Raw genomic sequence first — 17,417 nt, 5'->3', positions numbered from 1 at the left:
TGTCCTAATTGAAGAAAGGCGACTTTGGGTAGCGGGGGCGGAACTGTCAAGCGTTGGGCCCGGGGGTAAGCCGGCTGGCGGGTCATAAGCGCCGCATGGCTGTGTCGCCCGGGGCACAGACACGCGCAACAAGTGGAAAAATCGGCCTAAACCGTGACGTTTCCCCCATCTGGTTCCCCATCCGGCCCAATATCCGGCTTGGGTCTCAGGCGCAGGGCCGTCTCCACCGCGTCCACGCCCAGATCCGCCAGGTCCAGCACCTTGATCCAGGTGGCGTCGGGACCCCAGGGGGCGGAACGCGCGGGATCAGTGTGGTGCGACATGATCATCAGCGTCGGGCAGCCCAGCGCCGCCGTCAGGAAAATGGGGCCGGTGTCGTTGCCCACCGCCCCCTCGGCCCGGCGCGCCAGGCTGGCCAACTGGGCCAGGCTGGTGCGTCCCACCAGATCCACCGCCCAGGGACAGTCCCGAACGATGGCCTGCGCCGCGTCGCGGTCAGCCTCGGTGCCCACCACCACCGGCGTCAGGCCCCGATCCGCCAGGCGCCGCCCCAACGCGGCATAGCGGTCCGCCGGCCAGCGCTTGTGCGGCAAATGGGGGAACAGCCCGGCACCAGCAGGACGAAGGGCCCCTTCGGCGCCAATTCCCCCACCTCCCCCGCCAGCCAGTCCAGATCGGCGGGGCCGGTATCGGGAACGCCGGCGGCCTCAAGCTGTACGCGGTAGCGGTCGTGATTGTGCAGCCCCGTCACCTGGGGCAGCGGAAAGGCAGCCCCCTTGGCGGCACCGGACCACAGCGGCCGGCGCCCGGGGCCCATCAGCCAGAAGTACCGGGCCGTGCGCGGCTTGTTCTGCAGGTCATAGATGGTGTCGAAGCCGCCGGCGCGCAAGCGGGAGCGCAGGCGCAGGTAGGCCAGCGGGTTGCGGCCCCGCGGGTCGGCCCATACGGCGTCGAACCAGGGCATGGTCCGGCCGAAGCCGACGAAGGCCGACCCGGTCAGCAGGGTGATGTGGGCCGATGGATGGCGGCGGCGGATGGCCTGGAAGGCGTCGAAGCATTGCACCAGGTCACCCAGCGCACCCAGGCGGATGACCAGGATGCGTTCCGCGCTGGACACAGGTTCCGTACCGGACGCGGGCCCGGTGGGCACCGTCACGGGCCAGCCTTGCGGTAGGCCGCCATGCCGACGGTGGCGCGCAAGTGCAGCAGCTCGGCATACACACCCAGCGTGGCGTCGCACATGCGTTCGCGGGTGTAGTTCCGCAGCACGAAGCGGCGCGCGTCAGCGGCCAGGGCCCGGCGTTGCAGGCTGTCCAGCGCCAAGGCTTCGCCAATGGCGGCGGCCATGGTGGCGGGGTCACCCGGCGGCACCACCAGCCCCGTCTCGCCATCAATCACCGTTTCCGCCACGGCGCCGTGGTTGGTGACGATGACCGGCTTGCCCATGGCCTGGGCCTCGACGATCACGCGGCCGAACGCCTCGGGCTGGGCCGAGGCGCTGACCACCACGTCGGACAGCAGGTAGGCCGCCGCCATGTCGTTGCAATGGTCGGCGATGGTGACCTGGCCTTCCAGGCCCAGTTCACGGATGCGCGCCACCAGTTCCGCCCGATACTCCGTCCGCCCCTGGTCGGAGCCCACCAGCACGGCGCGCACGTCATCGCGCCCTAGCCGGGCGATGGCCTCGATCAGGTCCAGTTGCCCCTTCCAGCGGGTCAGCCGACCGGGAAGCAGGATGATGCGCTGGTCCTCCGGCAGGCGCCAGTCGCGCGCCAGCTTGATCAGCCGTTCCTGGCTGACCCGCTCCGGATCCAGGGTAAAGGTGTCGACCCCGCGCGGAATGGTGCGCAGCCGGTCCGGCCCCACGCCATACTTGTCCGCCACATGCTCCGCCACAAAGCGGGAAACGGCGATGACGCGGTCGCCCTTGCCCATGACCGCGTTATAGCGGCGCTTCATCTCGCCCTTGAAGTTGTACGGGGCGTGGAAGGTGGTGACGAAGGGGATACCGGTGCGCCGCGCCGCCAGCCAGGCGCTCCACGCCGGCGCGCGCGACCGCGCGTGGATGATGTCCACGCCGCGCTGACGGATCAGGGATTCCAGCCTGGCGGCGTTGCGCCAGATGGTGAAGGGGTTCTTGGAGGCCAGCGGCAGGGTGATGTGCTCGGCCTTGTACCGTTCCAGCTCACGCGCCATGGGGCCGCCGCTGGAGGCCACCAGGGCTGTGCCCCCGGCGCGCATGAGGGCGGCGGCCATGTCGATGCACCCGCGCTCCGCCCCCCCGTCACCAGGCTGGGGATGACCTGCAGCACCACGGGCCGGCCACCGCCGAACCAACCGGCGATATCGGTGGCATCGGCGGCCCCATCGGAACTGGCCCCAGGGGGGGCCGGCGCGGGATTGCCGGTGTCGGTCGAGGCCGTTAGGGTGCCGGGAGCGTGGGTCAAGGTCATTCGGGGAAGGCAAAAATGGCGGGGACGTCGATACATAGCGTACAGCGGGGGGCCGCCACCATAGCCTATCGACGTAGCGCCGGACGCGGCCCCGGAATTGTCTTTCTCGGTGGCCTGAAGTCCGACATGACCGGCAGCAAGGCGACAGCCTTGGAAGGCTACACGCGGGACCGTGGCCATGCCTTCGTCCGTTTCGACTACCAGGGTCACGGCGCCTCAAGCGGCGATTTCCGTGATGGCACCATCGGCACCTGGGCGGACGACGCCATCGCGGTGCTGGACCAGGTGACGGAGGGGCCGCAGATCCTGGTGGGGTCCAGCATGGGCGGCTGGATCATGCTGCTGGCCGCCCTGGCCCGGCCGGAGCGGGTGCGCGCCCTGGTGGGCATCGCCCCGGCGCCGGACTTCACCGAACGGCTGATGTGGGCCCGCATGGACGGTGAGGCCCGCACCACGTTGATGCGTGACGGGGAATGGCGCCAGCCCTCCCTCTACGATGACGCGGGCTATCCCATCACCAAGGCCCTGATCGAGGATGGCCGGCGCCACCTGCTGCTGGACCGGCCCCTGGCCCTGCCACCGGTGCCGGTGCGCCTGATCCATGGCCAGCGCGATCCTGACGTGCCCTGGCAAACCAGCCTGGACCTGGCCGCCGCCATCACCCATGACGACGTGCGCGTCACCCTGGTGAAGGATGGCGACCACCGCCTGTCCCGGCCCCAGGATTTGGACCTGATCACCCGCCAGGTGGGTGAGCTGCTGGACTGAGGGGACCCATGCTGAATCGCCGCACGTTGTTGCAGGCCGGGGCCACCCTGCCGCTGCTGTCCGTTCCGGCCATTTCAGCCGAGCATCCTGACGGCGTGGTCGACGCCTTCGTCCGGGATGCCGGATTCCAGGGCGTGGTCATGCTGGGCCGGGCGGGCAAGCCCGATTACGTCCGCACCGTGGGCTATGCCGATATCGAGGCCAAGGCGCCGGCCAGGGCCGACACCCCCTACGCCATCGCCTCCATCAGCAAATGGCTGACCACGGTGACGGTGCTGAAGCTGGTGGAGCGCGGTCTGCTGGACCTGGATGCGCCCCTGACCCGCAGCCTGCCCGACTATCGCGCCGACACCGGCGCCAGGCTGACCCTGCGCCGCCTGCTGTGCAATGCCAGCGGCCTGCCCAACCTGTTCATCGCCCAGGCCAAGGCCGACCCCACCCTGTTGCAAGCCGACCTGACCACGGCCCAGGCCCTTGCCCGCTTCTGCCAAGGCGACCTGGCGTTCGAGCCGGGCGCCCGGTTCGACTATCACCCGGTGAACTGGATCGTGGTCATCGCGGCGGTGGAACGGGTGACCGGCCTGCCCTTCCAGGCGGCGGTACGGTCCATCACCCTGGAGCCGCTGGGCCTGAAAGCGACGGGGGCGACAGACGCCATGCTGACGGCGGCGGCCCCCTCGTATCGCACCGTCAATCCGCCTGACCGCTGGCGCAATGACCGCCGGCCCTATCTGGCGGCCTCGGGCGGCTATGCCAGCACGGCCCCCGACCTGATGCGCGCCGCCCACGGCGTGTTCGACACGGATTTCCTGATGGCGGAGTCCCGCCGCCAACTGACCCATGTGGAGGTGCCCGCCGAGGACTACGCCCTGGGCGGACGGGTGCGCCGCCTGACCATCCAGGGGCGCACCGTTCTGGCGGGCTGGGAAACGGGACGCACGGCAGGCTATCGCCTGGTGCTGGGCCACCGGCTGGACGGCCGACGCACGGTGGTGCTGATGAACAACACCGCCTTGTCCCAGAAGACCATGGACCAGTTCGCCGACGCGCTGCTGGGCGCGGCCCCTCGCGCGTGATCCCATCATGCCGTAGGCCCCAACAGAGCCGCCGGCGCTTGAGGAACTAACGATCCCGCCTACGGAAGCGCAGGTACACCGGCACCCGGCCGGCCTCCAGCGCCTTCTGTTCATAGCGGGTCTGGACCCAGTCGGCCGGCGGCACGCGCCAGTCGGCCGCCTTGTCGGCCAGCCATTCAAAGTCAGGGTAGCGCCAGGCGTGTTCCAGCATCCAGCGGCACAGCTGCTGGTCATCGGTGGCCAGGCGCAGCTCGGCGCCGTCCTTCAGCACGCGCGCCAGGCGCGGCAGGTTGGCGGGACCGATGAAACGGCGTTCGGCATGGCGCAGCTTGGGCCAAGGGTCGGCGAACAGCACGAAGACGCGGCCCACGCTGGCCTCGGGCAGGGCGTCCAGGATGGGGCGGGCGTCATCCGGACAGATGCGGATGTTGCCGGACAGGTCCTTGGCCTCGACATGCTGCAGCAGGTTGGCGACGCCGTTGATGAAGGGCTCGCACCCGATGAAGCCGATGTCGGGGTTGGCGGCCGCCTGTTCGGCCAGATGCTCACCGCCGCCGAAGCCCACCTCGAACCACAGGTCGCGCTTGGGGGTGGGGAACAGGGTCGCGGGGTCGATGATCCCCCCGCCACCGGCGGATCCAATTGCAGGCGCGGCAGCAGCTCCTCGATCAGGCTGGTGCGATGCTGGCGCAGGGGCCGGCCGCGACGACGCCCGTAAAGCAGGGGGCGGTGCTGGGCGTGGGTGTCGTCGGTCATGATGCGATCAGGACGGGCAAGGGTCAGAAAAGCCAAGGGCCTTGGCGATCCATCGATCGGCCAAGGCCCCCGGCGTCAGGACAGGGCAAACCTTAGAACGCGCGCTTCAGCTCGTCCACCAGGTCCAGCTTCTCCCAGGAGAAGCCGCCGTCGGCGTCCGGCGTGCGGCCGAAATGGCCATAGGCCGCCGTGCGGGCGTAGATGGGGCGGTTCAGCTTCAGGTGCTCGCGGATGCCGCGGGGGCTGAGGTTCATCAGCTGACGCAGGACGTCGGACAGCTTTTCCTCATCCACCCGGCCGGTGCCGGCGGTGTCGATGTAGACCGACAGCGGGTGTGACACGCCGATGGCGTAGCTGAGCTGGATGGTGCAGCGGTCCGCCAGGCCGGCGCCCACCACGTTCTTGGCCAGGTAGCGCGCGGCATAGGCGGCCGAACGGTCCACCTTGGTCGGGTCCTTGCCGGAGAAGGCGCCGCCGCCGTGCGGGGCGGCACCGCCGTAGGTGTCGACGATGATCTTGCGGCCGGTCAGGCCGGCGTCACCGTCCGGGCCGCCGATGACGAAGCGGCCAGTGGGGTTCACGTAGAAATGGGCCTCATCGCACATCCAGCCTTCCGGCAGGACCTTCAGCACATGCGGGCGCACGATCTCGCGCACGGCGTCCTGGTCCAGGCCCTCGGCATGCTGGGTGGAGACGACGACGGAGGTGGCGCGCACCGGCTTGCCGTCCACATACTGCAGGCTGACCTGGCTCTTGGCGTCGGGGCCCAGCGCCGATACGCCGCCGTGGCGCGCGTCGGCCAGCGACTTCAGGATGCGGTGGGAATAGTGGATGGGGGCCGGCATCAGGTCGTCGGTTTCGCGGCAGGCGTACCCGAACATGATGCCCTGGTCGCCGGCGCCCTCGTCCTTGTTGCCGGCGGCGTCGACGCCGACCGCGATGTCCGCGGACTGGGCATGCAGGTAGCACTGCACCTCGGCCGTCTTCCAGTGGAAGCCTTCCTGCTCGTAGCCGATGGCCTTCACCGTCTCGCGGGCCACGCCCTCGATTTCCTTCAGCAGGCCTTCGGGGCCGCGCACCTCACCGGCGATGACGATGCGGTTGGTCGTGGCCAAGGTTTCGCAGGCCACGCGGGCGTACGGATCTTGTGCCAGGAAAAGATCGACCACACCGTCAGAGATTTGGTCGCAGACCTTGTCCGGATGACCTTCGGAAACGGACTCGCTGGTGAAGACGTAATTGGATTGGGCCACGGGACGCCTCGACTAATGTAACGACGGCTATTTACGGCGGAGCGATGTTATATCGACAAAAAAACGCCGCGCGGGCTTATGCAGCCAGGCGGCGTTTTTCGCAGGCTTCTACAGCGCGGTCAAGGGGCAGGCCCCCATCACGCAACGTCAGCCACAGATTCCACACCGGAATTGGCGACGGCCTTGGTCAGTTCGAACAGGCGCTTGCGCACGGCGGGGTCGGAAATGCGGTAATAGGCGCGGACCAGTTCCAGCGTCTCGCGCTTGGCCATCGGGTCGGCGTCGAAGCCCATGTCCGGGGACAGGGCCTCATCCACGACGTCGTTCGGCGTGTCGCCGGCCATGTCGTCGAAGAAGAAGGACACCGGCACGTCGAGCACGCGCGACAGGTCGAACAGGCGCGAGGCACCGATGCGGTTGGCCCCGCGCTCGTACTTCTGCACCTGCTGGAAGGTCAGGCCGATGGCCTCCCCCAGCTTTTCCTGGCTCATGCCCAGCAGGGTGCGGCGCAAGCGCACGCGGCTGCCGACATGGACGTCGATCGGGTTGGGTTTTCCGATCCGAGGCCGCCCACCGGTGGAACGGCGGGCCACAACTGCACTCTCCATGATCCAAATCCTCACGTTACGGATCGATTACGACCCTAAGCCAAGCGTTCCCGGACGGTCAAGGCGCACCGCCTGCATCCCACCGTCCCACTCCCTGGCCCTTGTTCGGTCCGTCGCCCGGAAACCGGGCCTCGCGCAGGGGCGCATGATCCATTCGATCACAGGCCAGCGCCGGATCCCGGTGACAATCGCGGGGTTAAAAACCCCAACGGCGGCGCCACGGGTTCTGGTGCGGCCAATCACGGACTTCCGGCATGGGCATCAAGGGCACTGCCTACCCTGATACAGCCGAAGCGTGAAAAAATAGATAACGCCCATTACGGCCAAGAGTAAAGCGGCCAAGGGGCCATCACCCCATCGGGCATAAGGCGTAGGCTGAATCGTCGGTTCAGGCAGCGGAAGGTCAAGCACCCCGCGCGTCCCCAGCGCCAGGCGGCCCAATTCGCGGCCATAGGGGTCGACCACCGCCGAAATGCCGGTGTTGGCGGCGCGCACCAAGGGCAACCCTTCCTCGATGGCGCGCATGGTGGCGATGGCCAAATGCTGGTGCGGCCCGGCGGTGAGGCCGTACCAGGCGTCGTTGGTGACGTTCAGCAGCCAGCGGGGCCGCGCCGGGGGGACGGCGTCTTTTGTCGCACCCCCCTTGGGCGTGCCCCCGGTGCCGGCCTCCTGCGCCGTCACCATACCGGGGAAGATGACCTCGTAACAGATCAGCGGGCTGACCGGCGGCAGGCCGGGAAGATCGAGGGTACGGGGCCCCGGCCCCGATCCCAGGATGGAATTGCCCGGCGACACCAGGGCCACCGCCCGCAGGGGCAGCCAGCGGCGCAGAGGGGTGTATTCACCGAAAGGCACCAGGTGGGCCTTGTCGTAATGGTCCAGCACCTGGCCCTGGTCGTTCACCACCACCAGACTGTTCCAATAGGTGTCGGTGCCATCCTCCGCGCCTGGCTGACCCGCGGGCGTCAGCCGCAGGGTGCCCGTGAGGGTCAGGCCGCCGGGCGGGGTCACCTGGCCCACCGCCTTCAGCAGCTCCGGCTCATCCTCCAGCAGGTAGGGCACGGCCGTCTCCGGCCAGACCAGGGTAGTGACGGGGGACTGGCCCGGAGGTTGTGGTTGTCGCGACAGCGCCAGCAGCAGGCGGACATGATCCAGTTCCAGCTGCGCGTTCCACTTGTCCGTCTGGGGAATGTTGGGCTGCACCAGGCGCAGCATGACCCCCGGCACCAGCGGCGCCTCGCCCGCCGGCACGCGCGCGATGCCGTAGGCGGCCATCAGGGCCACCAGGCCCAGGCCCACCGCCGGGGCCATCCAGGGCCGGCGCCCGCCATCGGCCAGCACCGCCGGCAGGCTGGCGGGCAACACCGTCAGCAGCGTCACGCCGTAAACCCCGACCAGGGAGCCGACCTGCGCCGGGCCGGGCAGGCCGACCCAGACATAGCCCATCAGGTTCCAGGGGAAGCCAGTGAAGGCATGGCCGCGCGCATATTCCACCACCGTCCACAGCACGGCGAACAGCAGGCAGCGGGAGACACCTCCGATCCGAAAGCGCCGCACCAGGGCCCACCAGGCCAAGGTGCCCGTCCCCACGAACAGGCCCAGCAGGAACGGCAAGCCGGCCACGGCCAAGGGCAGCATGGGCCAGAAACGGGGGAAGACCAGCAGGGCCGCCCCCACCCAGTACAGGCCCAACACGAAATGGCCGAAGGCGAAGGCCAGGCCGGTCCAGAAGGCGCCGGCCGGACGCTCCACCCCATCCAACAGCCAGATCAGGCCGGGAAAGGCCAGCCACAGCACCGGGACGGCGTTCACGGGGGGCATGGCCAGCGTGGCGAGGCCGCCGAGAAGGGCGGCCAGGCCCAGGCGACGCCAACGGCCGCCCTCGCGCAGACGGGTGGCGAGGCGGGCCAGACGGTCGGGCAGGCTCACGATGGGGATGCTCTCCGGTTGCGGGGGCGTCAGGAACCCGTCGCCAAGGGCAGGTCCTGGCCGGGTACCGTGGGCAGGTTGCGCACGCGCAGCCGCTTGATGCGCCGGGGGTCGGCGTCCACCACCTCGAACTCGATGCCCGAGGGATGGACCAGCGTCTCGCCCCGGCGGGGGATGCGGCCGGCCAGGGAGAAGACCAGGCCACCCAGGGTGTCGACCTCCTCCCGCTCTTCCTCGTCCAGGACGGGGCCGACGCGGGCCTCGAAATCCTCCAGCGGCAGGCGGGCGTCGGCGATCAGCGTGCCGTCGGGGCGTTCCACGATGCGCGGCTGCACCGCGTCGTCATGTTCGTCCTCGATCTCGCCGACGATCTCCTCCACCAAATCCTCGATGGTCACCAGGCCGTCGATGCCGCCGAACTCGTCCACCACCAGGGCCATGTGCTGGTGCGCCTGGCGCATGTGCAGCAGCAGGTCCAGGACCGGCATGCTGGGCGCCACGATCTGCACCTCGCGCACGATGGATTCCAGGTCGAAGGGCCGCTGGTCGGCCACCACCGCCAGGATGTCCTTGATGTGGACCATGCCGATGACATCGTCCAGCGTCTCGCGGTAGACCGGCATGCGCGAGTGCGCGTCCTCGGAAAACCGGCGGATCAGATCTGGTAGGCTGATCGAGGCCTCGATGCCCAGGATGTCGGCGCGCGGCACCATGATGTCGACCACGGTCCGGCCCCGGAGCTTCAGGATGTTGGCCAGCAGCGTGCGCTCATTGCCGCCCACGGACGTTTCGTCCGCGCTGCTGTCCTCGATCAGCTCTTCAATGGTGTCGCGCAGCGTGGGATCCACGCGCCCGCCCAGGGCGGCCCGCAGCCAGCCCCGGAATTGCTGGGTCAGTGACCCGTGATCTTCGGCCCCGTCTTCACGGGGCGTTCGACTGTCGGAAAGATCGGCCATCGTTTAGCGCGTGGTCTCTTCGCTCTGAGGGTCTTCGCGGGTGGGGCCGGCACCGTCCCGGTAGGGATCGGCTATGCCCATGTCCGCCAGGATCACCGTCTCCAGCCGTTCCATGGTCTCGGCCTCGGCGTCCTCAATGTGATCATAGCCCAATAAGTGCAGCACGCCATGGATCACAAGGTGGGTCAAGTGGTTGGCGACGGGTTTGTTCTGTTCCGCCGCCTCCGTCATCAAGGTTTCATACGCCAGGATGATGTCGCCCAGCAGATAGGGCGGGCGGTCCATCCCTTCCGGCAGCTCAAATTCCTCGTCCTCGTCCTCGTCCCCCAGCATGGGGAAGGAGAGGACGTTGGTGGGCTTGTCCTTGCCCCGGTACTGGTGGTTCAGCACGCGCACGGCGGCGTTGTCGGACAGCAGAATGGACACCTCGCCCTCCCCTTCCGGCAGGGCGTCGGCATCCACCGCCAGCGCCTGGACCAGGGCCTTGCGCGCGGCCTTGGTCACCACCTCCTCGACCCCGGGGATGGTGGCCTCCCAGTCGCCGGCCTCGACCTCGACGATGATCTCCAGGGCATCGGCCCGGGCCGTGTCCACGGTCATTCCCCGGTCTCCGGCGCCTTGGCCATTTCCACCGGCCGCTTGCGCCGGGCGTCGGCGCGGTCATAGGCGTCGACGATGCGGCCCACCAGCGGGTGGCGCACCACGTCGGCGGCGGAGAAATGGACGAAGGCGGCCCCCTGCACGCCCTCCAGCACCTCAACCGCCTCGCGCAGGCCGGACTTCACGCCGCCGGGCAAATCCACCTGGCTGAGGTCGCCGGTGATGGCCATGCGGCTACCCTCGCCCAGGCGGGTCAGGAACATCTTCATCTGCATGGGCGTGGTGTTCTGCGCCTCGTCCAGCACGACGAAGGCGTTGGCCAGCGTGCGGCCGCGCATGAACGCCAGGGGCGCCACCTCGATCTCGCCCGAGCCCAGGCGCTTGGCCACCTGCTCGGCCGGCAGCATGTCGTAGAGCGCGTCGTACAGTGGGCGCAGGTAGGGGTCCACCTTCTCGCGCATGTCGCCGGGCAGGAAGCCCAGCTTCTCCCCCGCCTCCACCGCCGGGCGGGACAGGACGATACGGTCAACCCGGCCGGTGATCAGCAGCGACACCGCCTGCGCCATGGCCAGGTAGGTCTTGCCCGTGCCGGCGGGGCCCAGGCCGAACACCAGCTCGTTCTCCGCCAGCGCCTTGAGGTAGGCGGCCTGGGTGGGGGAGCGGGGGGTGATATCGCGGCGGCGGGTCTTCAGCACCGCCTCGGGCCGGGTGATGGAGGCCAGGGCCCGGCCCCGGCTTTCGGCATCGACCCCTGTGGCGATGCGCATGGCGGCGTCCACCTCGGCCGGGCCGACGGGCATGCCCCGCTTCAGCCGTTCCCACAGCGCGTCCAGGGCGGCGCGCGCGGCACCGGTGGCGTCTTCCGGACCGGTGATGGTCAGGCAATTGCCGCGGCTGATGAGGCTGACCCCCAACTGGCGCTCGATGCGGCTCAGATACTGTTCATGTTCCCCGAACAGCAGGGGAAGCAGGCGATTGTCATCGAACTGCAGGTCGATGCGCTGGTCCGTTCCGGACACGTGGGTCACGCCGTCATCTCCTGATGATTGGCCTTGATGTCGGGGGCGACACCGGACGGGGCGGTTTTGTTCCCCAGAACCGTCTCGGTGGTGACGACCTCGCCGCCCAGGCTGCTGGCCGAGGCGGCGGTGATGCGCACCGGGACCACCTGGCCCAGCAGGCGGTCGGGGGCGGCGGCGTGGACCGCCTGCATGTGGGGGCTGCGGCCCAGCAACTGGCCCGCATGCTTGCCGCGCCGGTCGAACAGCACCTCCTGCACCGTGCCCAGCAGGCTGGCGTTGAAGGCGCGCTGCTGTTCGGCCAGCAGGGTCTGCACCGCCTCCAGCCGTTCCGACTTGTCATCCTCGGTCAGGCGGCCTTCCGCCATCGCGGCGGCGGGAGTGCCGGGGCGGGCGCTATACTTGAAGGAATAGGCGCTGGCGAAGCCGACGTCGGTGATCAGCCGCAGGGTGGCGGCGAAATCCTCCGCCGTCTCGCCGGGGAAGCCGACGATGAAGTCGCTGCTGAGCGCCAGGCCCGGCCGGGCGGCGCGCAGCTTGTCGACGATGCGGCGATAGTCGTCGGCGGTGTGCTTGCGGTTCATGGCCGCCAGGATGCGATCCGACCCGCTTTGCACCGGCAAATGGACGAAGGGCATGAGCTGCGGCACCTCGCCATGGGCACGGATCAGGTCGTCATCCATGTCCCGGGGGTGGGAGGTGGTGTAGCGGATGCGGGAAAGCCCGTCGATCTCCGCCAGTTCACGGATCAGCCGGCCCAGACCCCAGGTGCCACCGCCGGGACCTTCGCCGTGGTAGGCGTTGACGTTCTGGCCCAGCAGGGTGATTTCCACCGTGCCGTTGGCCACCATGCGCCGCGTCTCTTCCAGGATCTGCGTGGCGGAGCGGGAGTATTCGGCACCGCGCGTATACGGCACGACGCAGAAGGTGCAGAACTTGTCGCATCCCTCCTGGACGGAGACGAAGGCAGATGGCCCCTGCGGTGTTGCGCCCTCGCCCGGCAGCAGGTCGAATTTGCTTTCCACCGGGAAGTCGGTGTTGATGACGCCGCCGGCGCCGCGCACGGCCCGGGTGACCATCTCCGGCAGCTGGTGATAGGTCTGCGGGCCGAACACCATGTCGACATGGGGCGCGCGGGCCATGATCTCCGCGCCCTCGGCCTGGGCGACGCAGCCGGCCACGGCGATGATCATGCGCTCGCCCTGTGCGGCCTTCTCCTGCTGCTGCAGGCGCAGGCGGCCCAGCTCGGAATAGACCTTCTCCGACGCCTTCTCACGGATGTGGCAGGTGTTGAGGATGACCATGTCGGCCCCCTCCGCCTCTTCCGCTGGTTCATAGCCCAGCGGCGCCAGGACGTCGGCCATGCGGCCGCTGTCATAGACGTTCATCTGGCAGCCGTAGGTCTTGATGAACAGCTTCTTACGCGAGGTCGCCACACCCAACTCCCTGCCCCTGCCGGCCCTTGGCCCGGGAACACCGCACGAACACAAAAGGCGCGCCGGCCCAGGGCTGGCGCGCGGACCGTAACATCGGGCGGCCGGCGGTCGTAGTCAAGGTGGGCATGGGTCAATACAGGGTCCAGCCGGGGCTGTTCCCATTCGGAAAGACGGCGGGGTCAAGCCATCCCCCTGGCCGCCCCCGTCGCGGCTTCCGGCCCGATACCGGCCGGGGCGGCGGGCCGGGCCACCGGCACCGGACGCGACCAGCGGCCGGCCACGGCGCGGTCCACCCCGGCGGCCACCACCTGCCAGCAATGGTCCGCCAGGGCCTTGCGCGAGCTGAAGTCCTCCAGCGACACCACGGGATGGAACTCCACCCGGATGCGCAGGCGGCCGGCGCCGATCATCTGCCAGAGGTGGGGCGGCAGCTCCATGTCGCCATACCAGGCGTACAGGGGGCGCAAATCATGCCCCAGGGGCAGGTTGTCCAGGTGGGTGCAGACGACGCTGACCGGCTGAACCGCCACGGCACGGCCATCCACCTGGGTGTTGGCCACGGCGAACAGCGCCGTCTTGAAGGGCAGCACGCGATTGCCGTCGCTGCTGGTGCCCTCGGGGAACAGCACCAGGCTGTCACCGGCGATCAGGCGGCCGGCCATGTCATCGCGCTGCTTGCCCGCCTCGCGCTTGTTGGCGCGGTTGACGAAGACGGTGCGCTGCAGCTTGGCCAGCAGGCCGAACAGCGGCCATAGGCCCACCTCGGACTTGGCCACGAAGGAGCACGGGATGACGGAGCCCAGGACCGGGATGTCCAGGTAGGAGGAATGGTTGGAGACGAACAGCGTCGGCCGGTCCACCGAGGGCTGACCCACCACGTCCACGTCCAGCGCCAACATCAGGCGGCAGCACACCCGGTGGTAAAAGCGGGGAAAGCGCGCCTGTCCCGGCAGGTTGAGCGACACCAGGGTCGCCTGCACGGGGATGCACAGGAAGGTCCACGCCATGTAGAGGGCCAGGCGCAGGAAACCGGCACGGGTGGAGCCGATCGCCATGGAATGCCCTCCTCCGGGTGCGAATGAAAATGAATGGGATGCCGGCAGGATCAGATCAACGCCGATCCGCGCCGTTCGTAGTGGCGGAGGTACTTGTCGGTGATCATGTCGGTCTTCACCACGATGGAAACGTCGGTGGTGTTGAACTGGTGATCGACCACGGCGCCATCACCCACGAAACCGCCCAGGCGCAAGTAGCCCTTGATCAGCGGCGGCACCAGGGCCAGACCCCGGCGCGCGTCCACGTCATGCTCCGCCATCAGGCGCATGTCGACATAGCGGTGCGGCAGGGCGACGGGGCGCAGGGCCGGCGGCGCCAGGTGGTGGTAATGCAGGTAGGACAGCGGCAGGGCCAGCGCCTTGGGATCGGTCCCCGGCAGGCTGGCGCACCCGAACAGCAGGTGGATGTCGTAAACCGCGACGTAGGCCGCGATGCCGCGCCACAGCAGCTGCATGGCGTGACGGCTGCGGTAGGCCGCATCGACGCACGACCGGCCCAGCTCCAGAATCTCGCCCCGGTACTCCTCCAGCCGCGAGATATCGTATTCATCGCTGGAGTAGAAGGAGCCGGCGCGGGCGGCGGCGGCGCGGCGGATGAGGCGGTAGGTGCCCACGACACCGGCGGCGCCGGCGCCCTGGGCGTGGTCGATGACCAGCAGGTGGTCGCACAGCGGGTCGAAATCATCGAAATCGCGGCGCAGGCGCGCCATTTCCGGCGTCGCTTGCGCTTCCATCTCTTCGTAGAAGACCCGGTAGCGGATGGCCTGGGCGGCCTCAACCTCGGCCTTCGTCTCGGCCAGGCGGACCTCCAAGCTCCCCATGCGAAGATCGCCAGAGGTCAGAGCGTCGATCGTGATGTCAGCCATGCTCTCGTTCGCGGTCCTTGAGCGGCGCCAGAGGCGGTCGCGATTTGCGTGACGCGTTCCCCGTCCGAAGTCCCGGCCTGTCGAAGCCGGGCTTATGGTCCCCGGAAAAACGCTTCCGCCATTGGCATACCACAAAGCGCGGCGGGGCGGTCAACCGAGTCATGTGCCCCAACCCCACCGGGTCACGAAACATTCACGGGTCTGTTAGGCTGCAGAAATATTCGGAGCGATCTCGCCAGGGGTGTGGCGGGTGAGCCGTAATCATGGTGGCGCCGGACGGCCCCTGCGGATGTTCCGGAAAGTGGCAAAGGCGCCTTAAGTGCCCGATGTCGCTGGATAGAGGACAGGACGGCAGCCCGACCGGCCAGCCGTCACCCCCTTACCCTTCCCTCGTCCCTCAAAGCCTGGAACACCAGCCTTGACGTCGGCATCGAACCGGGCCGCCCGTGTCACGGCGCAGCCCTACCATGCGCGCGGGCTATCGGGAGGATTACTCCGGCCGCGACCAGCCGGATCCGCCGCGCCGGGGCGTCAGGCGTCGCCGCGCGCCCGGGTGCCCAGGCCGATTTCCTTGGCCAAGCGCGAGCGTTGCTTGGCGTAATTCGGCGCCACCATGGGATAGTCCGTCGGCAACGACCACTTCTCCCGGTATTCCTCGGGCGTCATGTTGTAGGCCGTCTTCAGATGGCGCTTCAGCATTTTCAGCTTTTTCCCATCCTCAAGGCACACAATGTATTCAGGCGTGACCGAGCGCTTGATGGGAACGGCGGGCTGGGGCTTTTCCACGGCCGCCGGCTGGTCCTGGCCGATGTTGGTCAGGGTTTTGTAGACCTGCTCGATCAGCCCGGTCAGATCGGCGGGTGGGACGGTATTATTGGAGACATGGGCGGAAACAATTTCCGTGGTCAGGGACAACAACTCATTCGCCGCGGACGGACCGGTCATTTTCCTTACTCCAAGGATTCAGTACCTGACTTGTATAAGTCTAAACCATAGGCATGGCAATAACGTTCAAGTCCATCGTGCGAGGATAGAGTGACAAGCGAGACAGCTATAATCAGTCTTTTGGATATAACGATGCAAGTTTGCCCTATTACCTTTGTCAGAGCCAAACTTGCGGTCGAAAAGCTGAGGCCGGGTGAAACGCTGGAAATTCGCCTCAACAGCGGTGAGCCGCTGCACAACGTGCCCCGATCCTTGATTGAACATGGATATACAGTGGAGATGCGTGGACCGGAGCGGATTGACATGCCGGAAGGCGTACATCGCATACGTGTGACACGATGAACTCTACCCGCTTTTTTTGTTGCCGACCGGCAGGCAGCTTGTTTTACGCCGTTCCGCCCGCGCCGACTTCCCGGCGAAGGAGCATCGCGGCCACGGGCTGGCCGGCGAGGTGGTAGTAATTTGCCCGCCGGCCGACGGGCTCGAAACCGGTGGCGGCGTAAAGGCGGCGGGCTGGCGTGTTGGTTTCCGCCACTTCCAAATAAAGGGCGGCGGCCCCGGCCGACGCGGCCCTGTCGACGCAGGCCTGAACCAGGGCGGCGCCCAACCCCCGGCCTCTGGCATCCGGGATAACCCCGATGGTCAGGATTTCCGCCTCATCAACCACGGTGCGGATCAGGGCCATGCCCAAGGGCAAGCCCGGTGGTTGATCGCCATCCAGGATCATGAGGGCGGCCACGCCCGGCAGACTGAGAAGGTCGGCGATGGCCTGGGCCGACCAGGCCGGCCCGGCGACAGTAGCGTCGGCGAAGCACAGGGCATGCACCGCCGCCAGCACCTCAACCTCCGCCGCCAGCGCCGGGCGGACATGCCAGGAGGACATCATCGTCCGGCTCCGGGCTGGGCCACCGTGACGTCGGGCGCTCGGATGTACAGGGGGTTGGCCGGGTGGGCCGCCAGCGTCGCCGGGGTGGCCATCGCCGCCAGGCGCGCCACCGCCAGCGCCGGCCCCTCCGGCGCCAGGGCGGCGACGGTGTGGTCACAGCCCGCAGCGGCCAGGACGGCGGCCACCGCCGGCGCGGCATCGCCCAGTAGCAAGGGCGGGCCGGCGAAGCGGGCGGCGAAGGCCGGCACGTCGGCCGGCAACACGGCCTCCGGCGGGGACAGGGGGGCCCCCGCGGGATCGAACGCCTGCAGGTAAAAATCCTCGCGGCGGCTATCGATAGCGACCAACAGGGGGGCGGAACGGCCAGCCGGCACAAGGGGGCCGCCCAGGCCATGAACAGCGGCGTGGGCGAAGGCCTCCAGCCCGGTGACCCCCATCAGCGGGCGGCCGGACGCCAGCGCCAGGCCCCGCGCCGCCGCCAAGCCGACGCGCAGGCCGGTGAAGGCGCCGGGGCCGATGGTGACGCCATGGCGGTCGATGGCGGCGTAATCCAGGCCGGCCTGGGCCAGCACCTCCCCCACCAGGGGCAGAAGCCGCTCCGCCTGCCCCCGGGACAGGGGCTCGGCCCGTGCCGCCAGGGCCTCAGAGTGTCCCGTGGCCGGATCGAAACGCCACAGCGCCACGGCACAGACGCTGGTGGCGGTGTCGATGCCCAATGCTATCGTGGGGCCGTCGGCCGGCGCGCCGGTGCTGGATTGGCCGCTCGATTGGCCCATATGGCGGTTTCCCTAAAACAGTCCCAAGCAAGGCA

At 68.5% G+C, this 17,417-nt stretch carries 19 protein-coding genes; 3 read left to right on the top strand and 16 right to left on the bottom strand.

Features of this window, described 5'->3' with window-relative positions; genetic code table 11:
* Positions 1-146: 146 nt before the first annotated feature.
* From UCD39_RS20110 to UCD39_RS20100, 3 genes are read right to left on the bottom strand one after another with little or no spacing between them, the layout of a single operon-like run.
* Positions 147-554 carry a glycosyltransferase family 9 protein gene (locus tag UCD39_RS20110; RefSeq protein ID WP_330497584.1) on the bottom strand — a complete coding sequence of 136 codons (408 nt, stop codon included), beginning with the start codon at positions 552-554 and terminating at the stop codon, positions 147-149.
* Positions 524-1,156 (bottom strand): glycosyltransferase family 9 protein, encoded by a 633-nt coding sequence (locus UCD39_RS20105; protein ID WP_330497583.1) that lies wholly within the window; start codon positions 1,154-1,156, stop codon positions 524-526. Before UCD39_RS20105 ends, UCD39_RS20110 begins: the two co-directional genes overlap by 31 nt.
* The gene (locus tag UCD39_RS20100; RefSeq protein ID WP_330497582.1) at positions 1,153-2,256 is read right to left on the bottom strand and encodes a glycosyltransferase family 4 protein; all 1,104 of its coding nucleotides are present in this window, start codon (positions 2,254-2,256) and stop codon (positions 1,153-1,155) included. Before UCD39_RS20100 ends, UCD39_RS20105 begins: the two co-directional genes overlap by 4 nt.
* 323 nt (positions 2,257-2,579) lie before the next feature.
* On the opposite strand from UCD39_RS20100, the gene UCD39_RS20095 reads away from it, so the two are divergent.
* Both UCD39_RS20095 and UCD39_RS20090 read left to right on the top strand, forming a co-directional pair.
* Positions 2,580-3,221 (top strand): alpha/beta hydrolase, encoded by a 642-nt coding sequence (locus UCD39_RS20095; RefSeq protein WP_330497581.1) that lies wholly within the window; start codon positions 2,580-2,582, stop codon positions 3,219-3,221.
* Between the two features lie 8 nt (positions 3,222-3,229).
* A complete protein-coding gene (locus UCD39_RS20090) occupies positions 3,230-4,297 on the top strand; it encodes a serine hydrolase domain-containing protein (protein ID WP_330497580.1) in 1,068 nt (355 codons plus the stop codon).
* 46 nt (positions 4,298-4,343) lie between these two features.
* On the opposite strand, the gene trmB is transcribed toward UCD39_RS20090, so the two are convergent.
* The 11 genes from trmB to UCD39_RS20035 form a co-directional block, all read right to left on the bottom strand.
* Positions 4,344-4,862, bottom strand: a complete 519-nt coding sequence (gene trmB, locus UCD39_RS20085; protein ID WP_330497579.1) for a tRNA (guanine(46)-N(7))-methyltransferase TrmB — start codon at positions 4,860-4,862, stop codon at positions 4,344-4,346.
* A gap of 283 nt (positions 4,863-5,145) precedes the next feature.
* Entirely contained in the window at positions 5,146-6,306 is a 1,161-nt protein-coding gene (gene metK / locus UCD39_RS20080; protein ID WP_330497578.1) for a methionine adenosyltransferase, read from the bottom strand.
* Between the two features lie 137 nt (positions 6,307-6,443).
* A complete protein-coding gene (locus tag UCD39_RS20075) occupies positions 6,444-6,914 on the bottom strand; it encodes a helix-turn-helix domain-containing protein (protein ID WP_145735276.1) in 471 nt (156 codons plus the stop codon).
* Between the two features lie 261 nt (positions 6,915-7,175).
* Positions 7,176-8,843: an apolipoprotein N-acyltransferase gene (gene lnt, locus UCD39_RS20070; RefSeq protein ID WP_330497577.1), complete on the bottom strand. Its 1,668-nt coding sequence runs from the start codon at positions 8,841-8,843 to the stop codon at positions 7,176-7,178.
* 29 nt (positions 8,844-8,872) lie between these two features.
* The gene (locus UCD39_RS20065) at positions 8,873-9,799 is read right to left on the bottom strand and encodes a hemolysin family protein (protein ID WP_330497576.1); all 927 of its coding nucleotides are present in this window, start codon (positions 9,797-9,799) and stop codon (positions 8,873-8,875) included.
* A gap of 3 nt (positions 9,800-9,802) precedes the next feature.
* Complete coding sequence (ybeY, locus tag UCD39_RS20060; protein WP_330497575.1) at positions 9,803-10,399, bottom strand: rRNA maturation RNase YbeY; 597 nt, start codon at positions 10,397-10,399, stop codon at positions 9,803-9,805.
* A complete protein-coding gene (locus UCD39_RS20055) occupies positions 10,396-11,418 on the bottom strand; it encodes a PhoH family protein (protein ID WP_330498493.1) in 1,023 nt (340 codons plus the stop codon). Before UCD39_RS20055 ends, ybeY begins: the two co-directional genes overlap by 4 nt.
* A 5-nt stretch (positions 11,419-11,423) precedes the next feature.
* Positions 11,424-12,860 carry a tRNA (N6-isopentenyl adenosine(37)-C2)-methylthiotransferase MiaB gene (miaB, locus tag UCD39_RS20050; protein ID WP_442943683.1) on the bottom strand — a complete coding sequence of 479 codons (1,437 nt, stop codon included), beginning with the start codon at positions 12,858-12,860 and terminating at the stop codon, positions 11,424-11,426.
* Between the two features lie 173 nt (positions 12,861-13,033).
* A complete protein-coding gene (locus UCD39_RS20045) occupies positions 13,034-13,909 on the bottom strand; it encodes a lysophospholipid acyltransferase family protein (RefSeq protein WP_330497573.1) in 876 nt (291 codons plus the stop codon).
* Positions 13,910-13,959: 50 nt separating this feature from the next.
* Complete coding sequence (locus UCD39_RS20040; RefSeq protein ID WP_145735271.1) at positions 13,960-14,775, bottom strand: GNAT family N-acetyltransferase; 816 nt, start codon at positions 14,773-14,775, stop codon at positions 13,960-13,962.
* A 531-nt stretch (positions 14,776-15,306) separates the two neighbouring features.
* A complete protein-coding gene (locus tag UCD39_RS20035) occupies positions 15,307-15,720 on the bottom strand; it encodes a Ros/MucR family transcriptional regulator (RefSeq protein WP_145735270.1) in 414 nt (137 codons plus the stop codon).
* Positions 15,721-15,852: 132 nt separating this feature from the next.
* Between UCD39_RS20035 and UCD39_RS20030 the strand changes: the two genes are divergently transcribed.
* Positions 15,853-16,062 (top strand): sulfurtransferase TusA family protein, encoded by a 210-nt coding sequence (locus UCD39_RS20030; RefSeq protein WP_330498492.1) that lies wholly within the window; start codon positions 15,853-15,855, stop codon positions 16,060-16,062.
* Between the two features lie 43 nt (positions 16,063-16,105).
* Here the strand turns inward: UCD39_RS20030 and UCD39_RS20025 are convergent, their stop codons facing one another.
* Positions 16,106-16,606 carry a GNAT family N-acetyltransferase gene (locus UCD39_RS20025; RefSeq protein ID WP_330497572.1) on the bottom strand — a complete coding sequence of 167 codons (501 nt, stop codon included), beginning with the start codon at positions 16,604-16,606 and terminating at the stop codon, positions 16,106-16,108.
* Entirely contained in the window at positions 16,603-17,382 is a 780-nt protein-coding gene (gene tsaB / locus UCD39_RS20020; RefSeq protein ID WP_330497571.1) for a tRNA (adenosine(37)-N6)-threonylcarbamoyltransferase complex dimerization subunit type 1 TsaB, read from the bottom strand. The genes UCD39_RS20025 and tsaB overlap by 4 nt, the downstream gene beginning before the upstream one ends.
* Between the last annotated feature and the right edge of the window lie 35 nt (positions 17,383-17,417).

The organism is Nitrospirillum karajorum, from assembly GCF_036348415.1.
Taxonomy (GTDB): Bacteria; Pseudomonadota; Alphaproteobacteria; order Azospirillales; family Azospirillaceae; genus Nitrospirillum; species Nitrospirillum amazonense_B.
The sequence above is the reverse complement of the archived record's forward strand: the minus strand, read 5'-3'. Positions and strand labels throughout refer to the sequence as shown.

What these genes read in the sequence shown, in the direction of transcription:
- UCD39_RS20040 (WP_145735271.1), bottom strand. Translation starts at nt 14,775, where the DNA reads ATGGCTGACATCACGATCGACGCTCTGACCTCTGGCGATCTTCGCATG.
- UCD39_RS20030 (WP_330498492.1), top strand. Translation starts at nt 15,853, where the DNA reads ATGCAAGTTTGCCCTATTACCTTTGTCAGAGCCAAACTTGCGGTCGAA.
- UCD39_RS20065 (WP_330497576.1), bottom strand. Translation starts at nt 9,799, where the DNA reads ATGGCCGATCTTTCCGACAGTCGAACGCCCCGTGAAGACGGGGCCGAA.
- UCD39_RS20025 (WP_330497572.1), bottom strand. Translation starts at nt 16,606, where the DNA reads ATGATGTCCTCCTGGCATGTCCGCCCGGCGCTGGCGGCGGAGGTTGAG.
- UCD39_RS20100 (WP_330497582.1), bottom strand. Translation starts at nt 2,256, where the DNA reads ATGGCCGCCGCCCTCATGCGCGCCGGGGGCACAGCCCTGGTGGCCTCC.
- UCD39_RS20075 (WP_145735276.1), bottom strand. Translation starts at nt 6,914, where the DNA reads ATGGAGAGTGCAGTTGTGGCCCGCCGTTCCACCGGTGGGCGGCCTCGG.
- UCD39_RS20095 (WP_330497581.1), top strand. Translation starts at nt 2,580, where the DNA reads ATGACCGGCAGCAAGGCGACAGCCTTGGAAGGCTACACGCGGGACCGT.
- UCD39_RS20090 (WP_330497580.1), top strand. Translation starts at nt 3,230, where the DNA reads ATGCTGAATCGCCGCACGTTGTTGCAGGCCGGGGCCACCCTGCCGCTG.
- UCD39_RS20045 (WP_330497573.1), bottom strand. Translation starts at nt 13,909, where the DNA reads ATGGCGATCGGCTCCACCCGTGCCGGTTTCCTGCGCCTGGCCCTCTAC.
- UCD39_RS20035 (WP_145735270.1), bottom strand. Translation starts at nt 15,720, where the DNA reads ATGACCGGTCCGTCCGCGGCGAATGAGTTGTTGTCCCTGACCACGGAA.
- ybeY (WP_330497575.1), bottom strand. Translation starts at nt 10,399, where the DNA reads ATGACCGTGGACACGGCCCGGGCCGATGCCCTGGAGATCATCGTCGAG.
- tsaB (WP_330497571.1), bottom strand. Translation starts at nt 17,382, where the DNA reads ATGGGCCAATCGAGCGGCCAATCCAGCACCGGCGCGCCGGCCGACGGC.